We start from the raw sequence: 15,479 nt of genomic DNA on the forward strand, positions 1-15,479 counted from the left end.
CCCTACCGCCATAACTGGTCGATTTGGAACAAGGTTTAACATGACCAAGCAAACCCTGACACAACTAGAACAACACGAGTTATTTCTAACCCGTCATATTGGCCCAAATGCTGAGCAGCAACAAGAAATGCTCAACTTTATTGGTGCTGAGTCGTTAGAAGACTTAACCGCGCAAACTGTTCCTGGCAAAATTCGTTTACCACAAGATCTCACCATTGGTGACTCATGTGGCGAAGCCGAAGGTATCGCTTACATCCGCAATATAGCAAACAAAAACAAAGTGTTTAAAAGCTATATTGGTATGGGTTACTACGGCGTACAGGTGCCAAACGTTATTTTGCGTAACGTGTTCGAAAACCCAGGTTGGTACACTGCTTACACCCCATATCAACCAGAAATCGCCCAGGGCCGACTAGAAGCCATTTTAAACTTCCAACAAGTGTCAATGGATCTAACCGGTCTTGACCTTGCATCAGCCTCGTTACTCGACGAAGCCACCGCAGCGGCAGAAGCCATGGCATTGGCTAAGCGTGTGTCTAAAGCTAAAAAAGCCAACACTTTCTTTGTGGCAGATGACGTGTTCCCACAAACATTAGACGTAGTGAAAACTCGCGCAGAATGTTTTGGATTTGACGTAGTCGTTGGCCCTGCTCATGAAGCTGTAAATTACGAATTATTTGGTGCTTTGTTCCAGTACACCAACCGTATCGGCCAAATTACCGATTACACCGAGTTGTTTACCACGCTACGCGATAACAAAGTTATTGTGACTGTGGCGGCCGACATCATGTCGCTTATGCTCCTTAAATCACCCGGTGCTATGGGCGCTGACGTGGTATTTGGTAGTGCGCAACGTTTTGGCGTACCAATGGGATACGGCGGACCACACGCGGCCTTCTTTGTTGCCCGTGACGAGCACAAACGTTCAATGCCTGGCCGTATTATTGGTGTATCAAAAGACACCCGTGGTAACAAAGCCTTACGTATGGCCATGCAAACTCGCGAGCAACATATTCGCCGCGAAAAAGCCAACTCAAACATTTGTACCGCACAGATTTTACTGGCCAACATGGCGTCGTTTTATGCAGTATTCCACGGCCCACAAGGTCTAAAAACCATTGCCTCACGCATTAATCGTTTTGCCGATATTTTGGCCGCAGGCTTAACTGCAAAAGGTTTAACCTTAGCAAACACAACATGGTTCGACACCATCAGTGTTAAAGGTGCCGACATTGCTGCCATTAACGCCCGTGCCATTGCTGCACAAGTTAACTTACGTATAGATGCAGACGGTGTATTTGGTGTCAGCCTAGATGAAACCACCACTCGTGAAGACATCGCGGTGTTGTTTGACGTTATTTTAGGTGCTGGCCACGGTTTAGATGTTGCCACGCTTGATGCCGACATCGTTGCTAATTGCAGCCAGTCAATTCCGCAAGCGCTCGAGCGTCAAGATGCGGTATTAACCCACCCAACATTTAATCGCTACCAAAGCGAAACCGAGATGATGCGTTACATAAAACGTCTCGAAACCAAAGATTTGGCCTTAAATCACTCTATGATTTCGTTAGGTTCATGCACCATGAAACTTAATGCCGCCGTAGAAATGCTACCTGTGAGCTGGCCAGAATTTGCCAACATGCACCCATTCTGCCCGCTAGATCAGGCGCAAGGTTACACTCAGTTAATTAATGAGTTGTCTGAGTATTTGGTTAACATTACTGGCTACGATGCCGTATGTATTCAACCTAACTCAGGTGCACAAGGCGAATATGCTGGTTTATTAGCGATTAAAAAATACCATGAGTCTCGCGGCGACGCACACCGCGACATTTGTTTAATCCCACAATCTGCTCACGGCACCAACCCAGCATCGGCACAACTTGCCGGTATGAAAGTTGTTGTAACCGCCTGTGACAAGCAAGGTAACGTTGATTTAGAAGACTTACGCGCAAAAGCGTCAGAGTTAGCTGACAGCTTATCGTGCATCATGATCACCTACCCATCTACCCACGGTGTGTACGAAGAATCAATCCGTGAAGTATGCGAAATCGTCCATCAATATGGCGGCCAAGTGTACCTAGATGGCGCCAACATGAACGCACAGGTTGGTTTAACATCACCTGGCTTTATCGGCGCCGACGTATCGCACTTAAACTTGCATAAAACCTTTGCTATTCCGCATGGCGGTGGTGGTCCAGGTATGGGCCCTATTGGTGTTAAAGCTCACCTAGCGCCATTTGTTGCCGGCCATGCAGTGGTAAAACCTGGGCGCGAAAGCGACCATAACGGTGCTGTATCAGCGGCACCATATGGTAGCGCCAGCATCCTGCCAATCAGCTGGATGTACATCAAGCTGTTAGGCACTAAAGGCATTAAACAATCAACCCAAACGGCATTGTTAAACGCTAACTACATCATGAAAAAGCTATCAGCCCATTACCCAGTATTATTCACTGGCCGAAATGATCGCGTCGCCCATGAATGTATTATCGATTTACGCCCGCTAAAAGAAGCGTCAGGCGTAACCGAAATGGACATTGCAAAGCGTCTAAACGACTACGGTTTCCATGCCCCAACCATGAGTTTCCCGGTAGCGGGAACTTTAATGATTGAGCCAACAGAGTCTGAGTCTAAGGTTGAGCTAGATCGTTTCATTGAAGCCATGATTTCTATTCGCGGCGAAATTGCCAAAGTAGAAGCAGGCGAGTGGCCACAAGACAACAACCCACTGCACAATGCACCACACACAATGGCAGACATTATGGACAGCGAGTTTGACTCACGCCCATACAGCCGTGAAGTGGCCGTGTTCCCAACGGCAGCGGTTAAAGCAAATAAGTTTTGGCCAACGGTGAATCGTATCGATGATGTGTATGGGGATCGTAATTTGATGTGTTCGTGCGTCCCACTATCTGACTACGAATAATTGCTGCTTAGTGTAAAACTACAATTAAGATTGTGAGCGTTACAATTAAGTTTGTGAATTCAATTAAGATTGTGAATCACTAGATATCAAAAAAGCGAACCGAGTGGTTCGCTTTTTTATTGATTCCGTCTTATCTACAATTTACTTAGTCGGTAAATCATTTCTGCCCCATTCCTTGTTTGATTCTTTAGTGAACTCAACTTTATTACACCACTTTTGGCATAGATTTGTTAATGTATACCAAAAGTTTAAAAGGATACTTTAGATGGATCTAGACAAGGCATTTATGCTTAAAGCATTGGAGGTATCTCGGGCTGCTCTGCCTGAGTGCCAACCAAATCCTCCGGTAGGTTGCGTTCTCGTTCTAGGCGGGCAAGTCATTGCCGAAGGATTCACACAAAGAATTGGTGGCAACCATGCTGAGGTTGAAGCGATTAGTGCTTATGATGGCCCTATGGAAGAAGTGACTGCATATGTCACTCTTGAGCCATGTTCATTTGTTGGCAAAACTCCGGCATGTTCTTCTGTAATCATTAAATCAGGAATTAAGAGAGTTGTAGTTGCTATCCTAGATCCTGATGAAAGGAACAATGGAAAGGGTCTTTATGCTCTAGAGAAAGAGGGCATAATAGTGGATATCGGTGTCGCTTCAAGAGAAGTTAGTGAATTTTTGTATCCTTATCTTGGAAAGTCATAATTAACCTCGCATAAGTTCCTAGCGAGGATGGTGATGTATTACAGGATTTTGCCCCCAAATTGGCTAGGTGGTTAACCCATTTATGCCCCAAAACGTGCTGGCTAGAGAAAATTATGCGCCTGAAAACTGCAATAACGCCTAATATTTTTTAATGTGTTGAGCACTGAGCTATGCTCTCAAAGTACTAGATATATATACAGTTATAGCTTAAGTGATCGCATATTCAAGAAAACGACCCAATCGCTCGTTTTTGTCTGAAGGGAAAAAAAGGTCTATCAACTTTTAATATATGTAGTAATAGGTTAATAACTTTGTTACTAATAACCCTTAAGATAAGTGAGCGTTAGGGGGGGAGAAAAACGACCGATTCGCTCGCTATAAACATGTTAAGTTTTTTATCGAGATCGCTCATGGATGAAAAAGTGAAAGCATCATGGGAACGGACACTTCATCCCGAGACGCTTAAAACAAATATTATTACAGCTTCTATATTTTCGATGGCCTTCGAAATGCTCAAGAGCAGCATTATCGAAAAAATAGAGAGCTTTTTTACAGATGGATTTGATGAAAATGGAACGATTGTTAGCTCTGAATATAAAGAAAAGGTGCTTTCCCTTAACAGAAGTCCTCTCTATGCATCATTAAAGTGGCTACAAGATATGGATGCAGTAGATGATAAGGATATAGAGAGGTTTGAGCATATTAAAAAATGCCGTAATACTTTGGCACACGAAATGCTTACGTTTGCCTCATCGGGTGTTGACTTTGATGTCGCTGAAGCATTTGGAGAAATGATCGCGCTATTACGAAAAATAGAAATTTGGTGGATTGAAAATTTAGAAATGGCAATAAATCCAGAAGCGTATCCCGAGAACCTAGACTTAGAGCAGGTAATTCCAGGCCCGGTTTGGAGTCTTCAAATGCTTATTGATGTAGCGCTTGGGCCAGAGGAAGATGCGCGTAAATATTATGATCACTTTGTCTCAAATGCAGACAAAACTTAACAAGCGCATGTTGTCAGACTGGTTCCCGCAGCGCTCCAACCCAGCCTAAAATGCGGGCGTTATGTCGATAAATCAAGGAGATGATTAAATGAACAAGATTCGTGCGATTATTCAAGAAAATAATGATGGTGCCTGCTACCAAACGCTTTTAAGTGCGATACCACGCCAGGAGAGAAAATATCTTTCTATTCGCACCAAGATAAATTAACAGGACATCAAGCTCTGCACGACTATGTTGTTTTGAGTGTCAGCCATGAAATTCATGATGTAACAGATAAAGTCGCAGCCTCTTTAGAGGGATATCATCAAGTTACGATTTTAGTTAAAAACAGCAAAAGTTGAACGCGCAAAGAGGGTAGATGAATTGCTAATTAAAGATGTTGAACAAGCCATTTCTGATGCTACTAAGCCAAATTTAACTTTAGCTGAATACAATAGACTAAAAACATTTTTGCTTAATTGCCAAAGTCAGTTTGTACCACCGAACACCTTAATCCCTAGGGTTAACGCTGCATTAGCGGCGCTTGAGCATCAAAGACCTGTTGTACTGAGTTGGTATCAGAAACCCGCAGGTTTAATTTTTATTGCTGTTTGTGGTGGCGTGTTGACATATGGGGCTTTGCTTTTGCTTGGCTGGGTTCAATTGCCACATGCATAACAAACAAATTTTATCGCCAGCAAACAGCTCTGGCTGCGACGTCAACCCGCTGCGCGGCTTTCCGCGCTAAATTTGGGCGTTACCGCATATCCGATTGCCATACTTTCCCTGATGCGTATAGCCACCTATAAAAATTTAACCCTAACAAGCTTTTGTCCATTTTCAAGTTAGCATGGACAACACATTTCTGCCCCAAAGTGTGTTAATCATTATTGAAGGGTACATTATCACCGCCTTCTTTTACTTACTTTCTGTAATGTAAGTTAATGATAATAAGCAGATTATCAGCATCTAAAGGTGCATTGAACATAAGATTAAAATGAAATCAAAAAATAGGGACAATTAGTACTCGTTTCAGATGTTGAGTCACTGTGAGTAAAATCAACACACTTATAATAGTTATTTTCCTTTACATTTAAATTATTATTTTTTAACATGCCGGCTTTCAAGGACAGAAAAAAGACTCAGGAATTAGATGTCGAGCCATTTCAACTCAGGTATTCAATGCTTAGCATTGATTGCCCGTTTTCACCAAATCCCCGCAGAGCCAAGCGCTTTACTTCGTGAATTTCAACATAATGATTGTACTGAAAATAAGACGCTATTAGCGGATATTAATTTAATTCGCGCGGCTAAAAGTGTTGGTTTTAAAGCTAAGTTTATTATCGATACAGCAGATAAACTTACCGACCATGTATTACCCGCTATAGCGCGACATATTGATGGTCACTTTTTCATTATCGTCAAGGTTACGAATGACGAAGTCTTAGTCCAAGACTTAACTGACGCTAGCACTAGTCCTACAGGGCGGGATTAAGCTTTGTTAAATCTTTTAACCAAAGAAAATCTCGCTCCTAAAATCGCCATTCCATGCTGCCTTTCTTATTTTGGTTGGTTTACTGGCTTTTAGTGGATGCTGCTCTAAAAGGTTCAGCACGATACGCCTAAATAGCGCCATTTTCTTCGCGTTTTCACGGTCACCAATCCTTGAACAGTCTTCCCTAAAAGTGACGTCAAGCACCCAGTGTTGCTGGTTTTCGATGTGCCAATGCTGACGCACTGCTTTGGCTGCAAGTTCGATGTCCAGAGGTAAAGAACTTAAGTAATAATCCGTATTTATGGTGGTAACACCTTTAAGTGTTCGTTGACGCTCAACTGCTATGAGCGACTTGGCTGATGGCCACTTTTTTGCGAGCGCCTGCGGTAGCTTTGCTGGAATTTGAAACGTCGTGCGACGCTCTTTACGGCCATGCCCCTTGTCATCCGCTTCGACACTCAATATGTCGACGCCGTCGTTATCCCAGTGAGGTTGGAACTGCATTTCTATGGCCTGCCTAAGTAGAGGTTGGTTGCCTTTTACCTGAACAATATAGTCGCCTTTAGCTTTGATGATTTGTTGAAGCGTTTCCCGCTGGCAATGAAGTGCATCAAAGGTTACAACAGCGTCTTTAATGTCTAACATGTGCAACAGCGCTTGAACCGTTGCGATTTCGTTACCTTTGGTCTGTGTATCTTGCTGATAGAGCACGATACCTTGTTCGGTATCAAAGGCCGAAACGAGGTGTAGCGCATTTTTTGCGCCATGTTGATTAACTGCACCCCGCAACGTTTTACCGTCGATAGCGATTAATGGCTTGGATGAAGCCTCTCTTAAGCTATTTGCCCAACGAAAGAGCGTTAACAACAGTATTTCGTTATCGATAACTTTAATGATCCGGGCAATGGAATGCCGAGTCGGGATCCCTTTGTCAAAATCTCGATGTTTACGTAGCCAAGATAGGTTCTCGTTGCCAAATTCTTCAATAGCTTGCCAGCCATCACAACCTGAAGCGATAGCGGCTAAAACAAGAAAAATAATATCAACTAAATCATGGTCTAGGTTGATGTGAGAGCGAGGGTCTTCGATAAGTTTCAAGTGTTCAAATAAGGACATGGATTAGGTTCAGTAGATTAACATGCCTGATCAGATCATGCCGATACGAAAAAGTTCCCTACTGTTAACAAAGTATGATCCCGCCCTGACTAGTCCTATTACTTATACTTTCGATGCGCTTAACGAGTTTTGGAATGGTGATTTGTTACTATTGTCAAAACGTAGCTCATTAATCAGTGGTGTTATGACAGAAAGTGCTACATTTGGTTTCTCCTGGTTTATTCCCGCACTGATTAAATACAAATCCTATTTTAACGATGTTTTTATGGCATCTTTTTTCATTCAGTTAGTTGGGTTAGCTTCCCCTATATTCTTCCAAGTGGTAATTGATAAAGTACTAGTGCATAAAGGCATGACTACGCTTGATGTGCTTGCCGTTGGCTTTTTTATTGTCATCACTTTTGAAGTGATACTGACCGGGCTTCGTACTTATGTTTTTTCGCATACAACCAATCGCGTAGATGTTGAGCTAGGCAGTAAGCTATATAAGCATATGCTGTCATTGCCGGTAGCTTACTTCAATAGTCGTAGAGTAGGCGATACGGTTGCTCGAGTGAAAGAGCTCGATAGTATCCGCGAATTTTTAACCGGTTCATCGTTAACGGTTGTGCTAGATGTATTTTTTAGCTTTGTCTTTTTCGGAGTCATGTTTTATTACGCACCACTACTTACATGGATAATTATTGGCACTATTCCTTTCTACCTTGCTCTGTCTTTAATTATTACTCCAACCTTACGTAAGCGATTAAATGAAAAATTTCAACGCAGTGCAGAAAATCATTCATTTCTAGTCGAGTCAGTCAATGGTGTTGAAACCATTAAAGCCATGGCTGTAGAGCCACAACTTCGTAATAGCTGGGAAGATAAGCTGGCAGATTACGTTAACATCTCTTTTAAAACGAGTAACTTGAACAATATATACAGTCAAGTGGCTGCATACATCAACAAGATTGGCGGTTTGTTAACGCTTTATTTTGGTTCTATTGCGGTAGTTTCGGGAGAGTTAAGCATAGGGCAGTTCATTGCGTTTAACATGTTGGCTCAGCGTGTAAGTGGGCCCATTATGCGTTTAGTTAATCTATGGCAGGATTTTCAACAAGCGAATATTTCATTACAACGTTTAGGCGATGTACTTAACTCACCATCAGAACCTGGTTATAACCCAAATCGTGCCACCTTGCCTGATATAAAGGGAAAAGTGATATTTAACGATGTGTTATTTCGTTATGCCCCCAACCGGGCTCCGGTACTCAATAATATCAGCTTCGAGTGCCAACCCGGTGAAGTGATTGGTATTGTTGGCCGTTCAGGTTCAGGTAAAAGTACCTTAACCAAGTTAATACAAAGATTATATGTACCCGAAGCAGGCCGAGTGCTTATTGATGGTGTTGATTTGGCCATGGTTGAACCTGCATGGCTTCGCAGGCAAGTAGGGGTTGTTCTACAAGAAAACTTTTTATTCAACCTCACCGTTAGAGAAAATATTGCCCTAGTTGACCCTAGTATGCCAATGGAGCAAGTGGTGAATGCGGCGCAACTTAGTGGTGCCCATGATTTTATTTTAGAATTACCAGAAGGCTACGATACTGTGATTGGTGAACAAGGTTCGTCATTATCAGGCGGTCAACGCCAACGCATTGCTATTGCACGTGCATTAGTCACTAACCCTAAAATACTGATTTTCGATGAAGCCACCAGTGCCCTTGATTATGAATCAGAAAGTATTATTCAAGCTAATATGCGCCGTATCAGTCAAGGTCGAACGGTATTTATTATCGCCCATCGGCTATCCGCGGTAAAAGATGCTAATCGTATTATGGTGATAGATAAAGGAAGGCTAGTTGAACAAGGTAATCATCAACAGCTAATTAAATTTGGTGGAATATACGCACAACTTAACTCGTTGCAAAACCACCATGGATTAGGTATAGCGGCTAAACCAATTGCGCAAGCGCCGATACATCCCATTGTACAAAATAAACCTAACGTGGATGGTCATAATGTCTCATCAACCTGAGCCTCAAACAGAAGAAGCAATTAAGCTTGCCCATCGTAAATTAGCAAAAGAAAAACTGGCCTTTTTGCCTGCCGCGCTTGAGATCCAAGCTGCGCCACCGGTTAAATGGAGTCGATCTTTGTTGTGGATCATTATGGCTTTAATGGTCACGTTGATTGTATGGGCATCATGGGCTGAGATTGACATTATCGCCACAGCACAGGGCAAAATTGTGCCAAGTGGCCAAGTGAAAGTTATTCAGCCGCTAGAGACCGGCGTGGTTAAAGCGATTTTTGTTAAAGAAGGTCAGTACGTTAAAGCTGGTGAGAAACTCATCGCACTCGATAACACTTCTAGTCAAGCCGATGCCGACAGATTTAGTAGTGAATGGCAAGGATATATTGAAGATTTAGCCCGTCACAAAGCATTTTTAGCTAAGTTAGATTCTGTTGTTAATAATGCTGCTGTTATTAATCATGCTGAAATGGATTCCTTTACTTCAAACGACGCTATATCAAACAAGACTTTATCAAACGTTATTGAACCCAAGGTTGCCACATCTAACACTTCAGAATTACCCATTAATCAACGTCTGTTACTGGAGAGTATTTGGCAAGAATATCAGTCCAAGCTAAACAGTTTTAACAGTGAGATTACCAAGTTGACGGCGGAGAAAAAGTCGATGCTGATAGATGTTGGTCGCCTAGAGAAAACAATGCCAATAGTGATTGAACGAGAACAAAGTTATTACGCGTTGCTGGGCACCTCGGCCGTATCGCGTAATCAATATTTAGAATTAAAACAGCAGCGTATTGACCAAGAAGAAACCTTGTTATTGAAGCGTGCCAATGTAGAACAAATGACCGCAAGCATCGTCTCTGCTCAGCAAAACCTCCACGCCTATCTGTCAGAAGCGCGCCGTAATACCTTACAAGAAATTAACCAACTGACAAGACAGAGTGAAAGCATTAAGCAAGAGCTGAGCAAAGCAAACCGTCTAACGCGGTTAAGGGTGCTCATTTCCCCCGTTGATGGCGTGGTTGAAGAGCTAAGTATTGCCACCATTGGCGGTATCGTCACACCCGCGCAAGAGCTATTAAAAATCGTGCCTATCAGTGAGCATGGTGGCCAGCAATTAGAAGTCGAAGCTGGGCTACTCAATAAAGACATTGGCTTTGTGCATATCGGGCAAATTGCGGAAATTAAAATCGACAGTTTTCCATTTACTAAATACGGCGTAATAGACGGTGAAGTCACTGACATTTCTGCTGATGCTGTGGAGCATGAACAGCTCGGCTTATTGTTTCCGCTCAAAGCGTCATTAGCGACTGATGAAATAAACGTTAATGGCAAGTGGGTTAAATTGAAACCGGGTATGTCAGTCACGGTAGAGATTAAAACGGGTACTAGGCGATTAATGGAGTTTTTATTAGCGCCGTTAATGCGAGGTGTGAGTGAAGGGGCGCGTGAGCGTTAGGTTTGAATAAACAATGCAAGGAAGATGATATTTATGAATGATACTCAAAGAAAAAAAATAGTCAATTTGAGCAAGATTTTCTGTTGCATTCTTTATGTCGGTGGGAGTTTCGATGCCTATTCGGCGGAAGACATTGAAGTTGAGTATAAGGTGGATGTAAATACAGTTTCTGTTAAAACTAGAATGGAGTTAACAAAATTCAGAGAGGCGAACTCTTTCTACCTTATTGAGTCTTCAATAAATAAGGACACATGTGAAAACATTTTAGCGAGTATTAATAAACCTAGAAAGCATGGTTATTTAAAAAATAAGGAAAGACTTAGGGACGAAGAAGGAGGGCTAGTCAACTTAGGTCTGCCTGAAATGATGATACAAACGGACCTAAACATTCCAAGAAAAGTTATGAGCGGAAAGAATTCAAACTCATCCCGTGTTGAAGAATTAGTAGTCGACTTGAATAAGGATGGAGTTGATGAGTTTATTTACCGTAACACTAGTTATTTATCTAGCATCTGGGTGCATTCTTTTTACGTGCTTTCGATTCCATATAACACTAAAAACTTTTCCCGTTTTGGTGAGTTTATGATGAAACAGCGGGAATTGGATAATGTTTCCAAAATTTTGTGGCAATGGAAAGAATTTGATGGATTAAAAGTTGGTGATTTTGTAAGTACGCTAGGGTCGCAAGTGATATATGAATTTATAGGATTTGCTGGCCATTACTACATCCTAGCTACTCGTTCCGTAATAAAAGAAAATTCACCAATCAAAGTGGCGGTGATGCATTTGGGTAATTCTAGTGATGTTTATCCCGCATGCCTTTTCGAATCAAAATTTATCGTAACTAACTAATTTAAAACCTATTAATTTAAAAGGAATTACATATGTCTTTAGGGAATTTACATGACAATTATAACGATCATACTGAGCTAAATGATGCTGCGGGTAACCCTGCTACAACTTATATAGCTGCTAGAGATAACATGCTAAAACGAAAAGAAAATGCACCTCTATTTGAAGGGGGCGACGCAGTTTCTTTAGTACATAATGATAGTGCTGGTATCCCAACGATAGGATATGGTTTCAATTTAAGGGCTCATAAGGCTGACCAAATCCGTTCTGCGTTAACTCATTCTTTTGGGGGGACTCTTTCTTTAGAGCAAGAGCAAGGTATTCAGATATTAGAAGCATGGAGAAATGGTACTTCTTATAACGGCACTGATAAAGTGGGGTCAGAGTAAACTTTATTCTATTGTCTTAAAAGGGCGCCCCATTTTTTTTGGATGCATACTTTTCCCTGTTAGTTTTTCTATTTGGTCTTTAAATGTGTCGCTACCGATTACCATGCCTTTGTTGGTTGCTTGACGAATATCGTTAATCATTTTTTCATCTAATTGATGTTGAAATAGAGCCCGATAAGATGATTGCCTTGCTTGGGGGTTTTGGTTTATTGAAAGGTAAACCTGATGTGGAGTACAAAGCTGAGAGGCCTTACCTAGGGCGTTGATTTGATAGCTCGACCATATATATTCAGCAGGGTCATTAACCATATTTGCTCTTACAGGGTTGAGTTCAATATAACGATATAGTTGGATTAAGTATTCTTCGGTTTGCACTAAGCAAGACTTGAAACGCCCCTCCCAAAGAGTGCCAGTACGCTTGTATGTGAAATTAAAATATCTGACATATTGTCTGCCAAGTGATTGCATCATAAGGCTAACAGCATTGGCTTTTTGAGGAGTACAAAGTAAATGAACATGATTTGTCATGAATACCCACGCGTGAATTTCAACATGAAATTTACGTGAGTATTCTTTTAGCCAACCAGCATAGGCTTTGAAATCTTGTTCAGAAGTGAAACAAATTTGGCGATTATTCCCCCGTTGAATAACATGTTGAGGAATGCCGTTAGGGCAAATTCTTGGGGATCTTGGCATGTGTAACTTCCATGTTCAAAGTGACTTGAACTAGAAAGTATAGCTAAGAAATTTAAGTTTACTCTGACCCCATTTATTTGAAAGTATAGCTAAGAAATTTAAGTTTACTCTGACCCCATTTATTTTAGTCGAATCAGTCAATGGTGTTGAAACCATTAAAGCCATGGCAGTAGAGCCACAACTTCGTAATAGCTGGGAAGATAAGCTGGCAGATTACGTTAACATCTCTTTTAAAACGAGTAACTTGAACAATATATACAGTCAAGTGGCTGCATACATTAACAAGATTGGCGGCTTGTTAACGCTTTATTTTGGTTCTATTGCGGTAGTTTCTGGAGAGTTAAGCATAGGGCAGTTCATTGCGTTTAACATGTTGGCTCAGCGTGTAAGTGGGCCCATTATGCGTTTAGTTAATCTATGGCAGGATTTTCAACAAGCAAATATTTCATTACAACGTTTAGGCGATGTACTTAACTCACCATCAGAACCTGGTTATAACCCAAATCGTGCCACCTTGCCTGATATAAAGGGAAAAGTGATATTTAACGATGTGTTATTTCGTTATGCCCCCAACCGGGCTCCGGTACTCAATAATATCAGCTTCGAGTGCCAACCCGGTGAAGTGATTGGTATTGTTGGCCGTTCAGGTTCAGGTAAAAGTACCTTAACCAAGTTAATACAAAGATTATATGTACCCGAAGCAGGCCGAGTGCTTATTGATGGTGTTGATTTGGCCATGGTTGAACCTGCATGGCTTCGCAGGCAAGTAGGGGTTGTTCTACAAGAAAACTTTTTATTCAACCTCACCGTTAGAGAAAATATTGCCCTAGTTGACCCTAGTATGCCAATGGAGCAAGTGGTGAATGCGGCGCAACTTAGTGGTGCCCATGATTTTATTTTAGAATTACCAGAAGGCTACGATACTGTGATTGGTGAACAAGGTTCGTCATTATCAGGCGGTCAACGCCAACGCATTGCTATTGCACGTGCATTAGTCACTAACCCTAAAATACTGATTTTCGATGAAGCCACCAGTGCCCTTGATTATGAATCAGAAAGTATTATTCAAGCTAATATGCGCCGTATCAGTCAAGGTCGAACGGTATTTATTATCGCCCATCGGCTATCCGCGGTAAAAGATGCTAATCGTATTATGGTGATAGATAAAGGAAGGCTAGTTGAACAAGGTAATCATCAACAGCTAATTAAATTTGGTGGAATATACGCACAACTTAACTCGTTGCAAAACCACCATGGATTAGGTATAACGGCTAAACCAATTGCGCAAGCGCCGATACATCCCATTGTACAAAATAAACCTAACGTGCATGGTCATAATGTCTCATCAACCTGAGCCTCAAACAGAAGAAGCAATTAAGCTTGCCCATCGTAAATTAGCAAAAGAAAAACTGGCCTTTTTGCCTGCCGCGCTTGAGATCCAAGCTGCGCCACCGGTTAAATGGAGTCGATCTTTGTTGTGGATCATTATGGCTTTAATGGTCACGTTGATTGTATGGGCATCATGGGCTGAGATTGACATTATCGCCATAGCACAGGGCAAAATTGTGCCAAGTGGCCAAGTGAAAGTTATTCAGCCACTAGAGACCGGCGTGGTTAAAGCGATTTTTGTTAAAGAAGGTCAGTACGTTAAAGCTGGTGAGAAACTCATCGCACTCGATAACACTTCTAGTCAAGCCGATGCCGACAGATTTAGTAGTGAATGGCAAGGATATATTGAAGATTTAGCCCGTCACAAAGCATTTTTAGCTAAGTTAGATTCTGTTGTTAATAATGCTGCTGTTATTAATCATGCTGAAATGGATTCCTTTACTTCAAACGACGCTATATCAAACAAGACTTTATCAAACGTTATTGAACCCAAGGTTGCCACATCTAACACTTCAGAATTACCCATTAATCAACGTCTGTTACTGGAGAGTATTTGGCAAGAATATCAGTCCAAGCTAAACAGTTTTAACAGTGAGATTACCAAGTTGACGGCGGAGAAAAAGTCGATGCTGATAGATGTTGGTCGCCTAGAGAAAACAATGCCAATAGTGATTGAACGAGAACAAAGTTATTACGCGTTGCTGGGCACCTCGGCCGTATCGCGTAATCAATATTTAGAATTAAAACAGCAGCGTATTGACCAAGAAGAAACCTTGTTATTGAAGCGTGCCAATGTAGAACAAATGACCGCAAGCATCGTCTCTGCTCAGCAAAACCTCCACGCCTATCTGTCAGAAGCGCGCCGTAATACCTTACAAGAAATTAACCAACTGACAAGACAGAGTGAAAGCATTAAGCAAGAGCTGAGCAAAGCAAACCGTCTAACGCGGTTAAGGGTGCTCATTTCCCCCGTTGATGGCGTGGTTGAAGAGCTAAGTATTGCCACCATTGGCGGTATCGTCACACCCGCGCAAGAGCTATTAAAAATCGTGCCTATCAGTGAGCATGGTGGCCAGCAATTAGAAGTCGAAGCTGGGCTACTCAATAAAGACATTGGCTTTGTGCATATCGGGCAAATTGCGGAAATTAAAATCGACAGTTTTCCATTTACTAAATACGGCGTAATAGACGGTGAAGTCACTGACATTTCTGCTGATGCTGTGGAGCATGAACAGCTCGGCTTATTGTTTCCGCTCAAAGCGTCATTAGCAACCGATGAAATCAATGTCAATGGCAAGTGGGTTAAACTAAAACCGGGCATGTCAGTCACGGTTGAGATTAAAACTGGAACCCGCCGATTAATGGAGTTTTTATTAGCACCGTTGATGCGTGGAGTTAGTGAAGGGGCGCGTGAGCGCTAAATATTATTAAAACGCTATATTTACAAATTAATTATTTT

13 protein-coding genes are annotated in these 15,479 nt (G+C 41.9%); 11 read left to right on the top strand and 2 right to left on the bottom strand.

The window, feature by feature from the left end; genetic code table 11:
* Positions 1-40: 40 nt before the first annotated feature.
* The 5 genes from gcvP to K8B83_RS06225 all read left to right on the top strand — a co-directional run bounded on the left by gcvP (position 41) and on the right by K8B83_RS06225 (position 6,105).
* A complete protein-coding gene (gene gcvP / locus K8B83_RS06205) occupies positions 41-2,929 on the top strand; it encodes an aminomethyl-transferring glycine dehydrogenase (RefSeq protein WP_188737775.1) in 2,889 nt (962 codons plus the stop codon).
* A gap of 265 nt (positions 2,930-3,194) precedes the next feature.
* Positions 3,195-3,626 carry a bifunctional diaminohydroxyphosphoribosylaminopyrimidine deaminase/5-amino-6-(5-phosphoribosylamino)uracil reductase RibD gene (locus K8B83_RS06210; protein WP_182743364.1) on the top strand — a complete coding sequence of 144 codons (432 nt, stop codon included), beginning with the start codon at positions 3,195-3,197 and terminating at the stop codon, positions 3,624-3,626.
* 410 nt (positions 3,627-4,036) lie between these two features.
* Entirely contained in the window at positions 4,037-4,630 is a 594-nt protein-coding gene (locus tag K8B83_RS06215; protein ID WP_223419298.1) for a hypothetical protein, read from the top strand.
* Positions 4,631-4,994: 364 nt separating this feature from the next.
* Entirely contained in the window at positions 4,995-5,288 is a 294-nt protein-coding gene (locus K8B83_RS06220; RefSeq protein WP_223419299.1) for a hypothetical protein, read from the top strand.
* Between the two features lie 475 nt (positions 5,289-5,763).
* Entirely contained in the window at positions 5,764-6,105 is a 342-nt protein-coding gene (locus tag K8B83_RS06225) for a cysteine peptidase family C39 domain-containing protein (protein WP_188741276.1), read from the top strand.
* A gap of 15 nt (positions 6,106-6,120) precedes the next feature.
* On the opposite strand, the gene K8B83_RS06230 is transcribed toward K8B83_RS06225, so the two are convergent.
* Positions 6,121-7,221 (bottom strand): ISAs1 family transposase, encoded by a 1,101-nt coding sequence (locus tag K8B83_RS06230; protein ID WP_160056989.1) that lies wholly within the window; start codon positions 7,219-7,221, stop codon positions 6,121-6,123.
* Between the two features lie 37 nt (positions 7,222-7,258).
* Between K8B83_RS06230 and K8B83_RS06235 the strand changes: the two genes are divergently transcribed.
* From K8B83_RS06235 to K8B83_RS06250, 4 genes are read left to right on the top strand one after another with little or no spacing between them, the layout of a single operon-like run.
* On the top strand, positions 7,259-9,238 hold the full coding sequence (locus K8B83_RS06235; protein ID WP_223420010.1) for a type I secretion system permease/ATPase: 1,980 nt from the start codon (positions 7,259-7,261) through the stop codon (positions 9,236-9,238).
* Entirely contained in the window at positions 9,222-10,694 is a 1,473-nt protein-coding gene (locus K8B83_RS06240) for an HlyD family type I secretion periplasmic adaptor subunit (RefSeq protein WP_188740832.1), read from the top strand. The genes K8B83_RS06235 and K8B83_RS06240 overlap by 17 nt, the downstream gene beginning before the upstream one ends.
* Positions 10,695-10,727: 33 nt before the next feature.
* Entirely contained in the window at positions 10,728-11,546 is an 819-nt protein-coding gene (locus tag K8B83_RS06245; RefSeq protein ID WP_188740833.1) for a hypothetical protein, read from the top strand.
* 32 nt (positions 11,547-11,578) lie between these two features.
* Positions 11,579-11,935: a hypothetical protein gene (locus K8B83_RS06250; protein ID WP_188740834.1), complete on the top strand. Its 357-nt coding sequence runs from the start codon at positions 11,579-11,581 to the stop codon at positions 11,933-11,935.
* A gap of 3 nt (positions 11,936-11,938) precedes the next feature.
* Here the strand turns inward: K8B83_RS06250 and K8B83_RS06255 are convergent, their stop codons facing one another.
* Positions 11,939-12,631: a transposase gene (locus K8B83_RS06255; protein ID WP_188740835.1), complete on the bottom strand. Its 693-nt coding sequence runs from the start codon at positions 12,629-12,631 to the stop codon at positions 11,939-11,941.
* 121 nt (positions 12,632-12,752) lie between these two features.
* On the opposite strand from K8B83_RS06255, the gene K8B83_RS06260 reads away from it, so the two are divergent.
* Positions 12,753-13,985 (top strand): ATP-binding cassette domain-containing protein, encoded by a 1,233-nt coding sequence (locus K8B83_RS06260; protein ID WP_308419236.1) that lies wholly within the window; start codon positions 12,753-12,755, stop codon positions 13,983-13,985.
* The gene (locus tag K8B83_RS06265) at positions 13,969-15,441 is read left to right on the top strand and encodes an HlyD family type I secretion periplasmic adaptor subunit (RefSeq protein ID WP_223419301.1); all 1,473 of its coding nucleotides are present in this window, start codon (positions 13,969-13,971) and stop codon (positions 15,439-15,441) included. The genes K8B83_RS06260 and K8B83_RS06265 overlap by 17 nt, the downstream gene beginning before the upstream one ends.
* Positions 15,442-15,479: the final 38 nt, after the last annotated feature.

Source organism: Shewanella inventionis, from assembly GCF_019931735.1.
GTDB classification, from domain to species: domain Bacteria; phylum Pseudomonadota; class Gammaproteobacteria; order Enterobacterales; family Shewanellaceae; genus Shewanella; species Shewanella inventionis.

Bases quoted from the DNA above. Each gene is read 5' to 3' on its own strand.
- gcvP (WP_188737775.1), top strand. From the start codon at position 41: ATGACCAAGCAAACCCTGACACAACTAGAACAACACGAGTTATTTCTA.
- K8B83_RS06210 (WP_182743364.1), top strand. From the start codon at position 3,195: ATGGATCTAGACAAGGCATTTATGCTTAAAGCATTGGAGGTATCTCGG.
- K8B83_RS06215 (WP_223419298.1), top strand. From the start codon at position 4,037: ATGGATGAAAAAGTGAAAGCATCATGGGAACGGACACTTCATCCCGAG.
- K8B83_RS06225 (WP_188741276.1), top strand. From the start codon at position 5,764: ATGTCGAGCCATTTCAACTCAGGTATTCAATGCTTAGCATTGATTGCC.
- K8B83_RS06230 (WP_160056989.1), bottom strand. From the start codon at position 7,221: ATGTCCTTATTTGAACACTTGAAACTTATCGAAGACCCTCGCTCTCAC.
- K8B83_RS06235 (WP_223420010.1), top strand. From the start codon at position 7,259: ATGCCGATACGAAAAAGTTCCCTACTGTTAACAAAGTATGATCCCGCC.
- K8B83_RS06240 (WP_188740832.1), top strand. From the start codon at position 9,222: ATGTCTCATCAACCTGAGCCTCAAACAGAAGAAGCAATTAAGCTTGCC.
- K8B83_RS06245 (WP_188740833.1), top strand. From the start codon at position 10,728: ATGAATGATACTCAAAGAAAAAAAATAGTCAATTTGAGCAAGATTTTC.
- K8B83_RS06250 (WP_188740834.1), top strand. From the start codon at position 11,579: ATGTCTTTAGGGAATTTACATGACAATTATAACGATCATACTGAGCTA.
- K8B83_RS06255 (WP_188740835.1), bottom strand. From the start codon at position 12,631: ATGCCAAGATCCCCAAGAATTTGCCCTAACGGCATTCCTCAACATGTT.
- K8B83_RS06265 (WP_223419301.1), top strand. From the start codon at position 13,969: ATGTCTCATCAACCTGAGCCTCAAACAGAAGAAGCAATTAAGCTTGCC.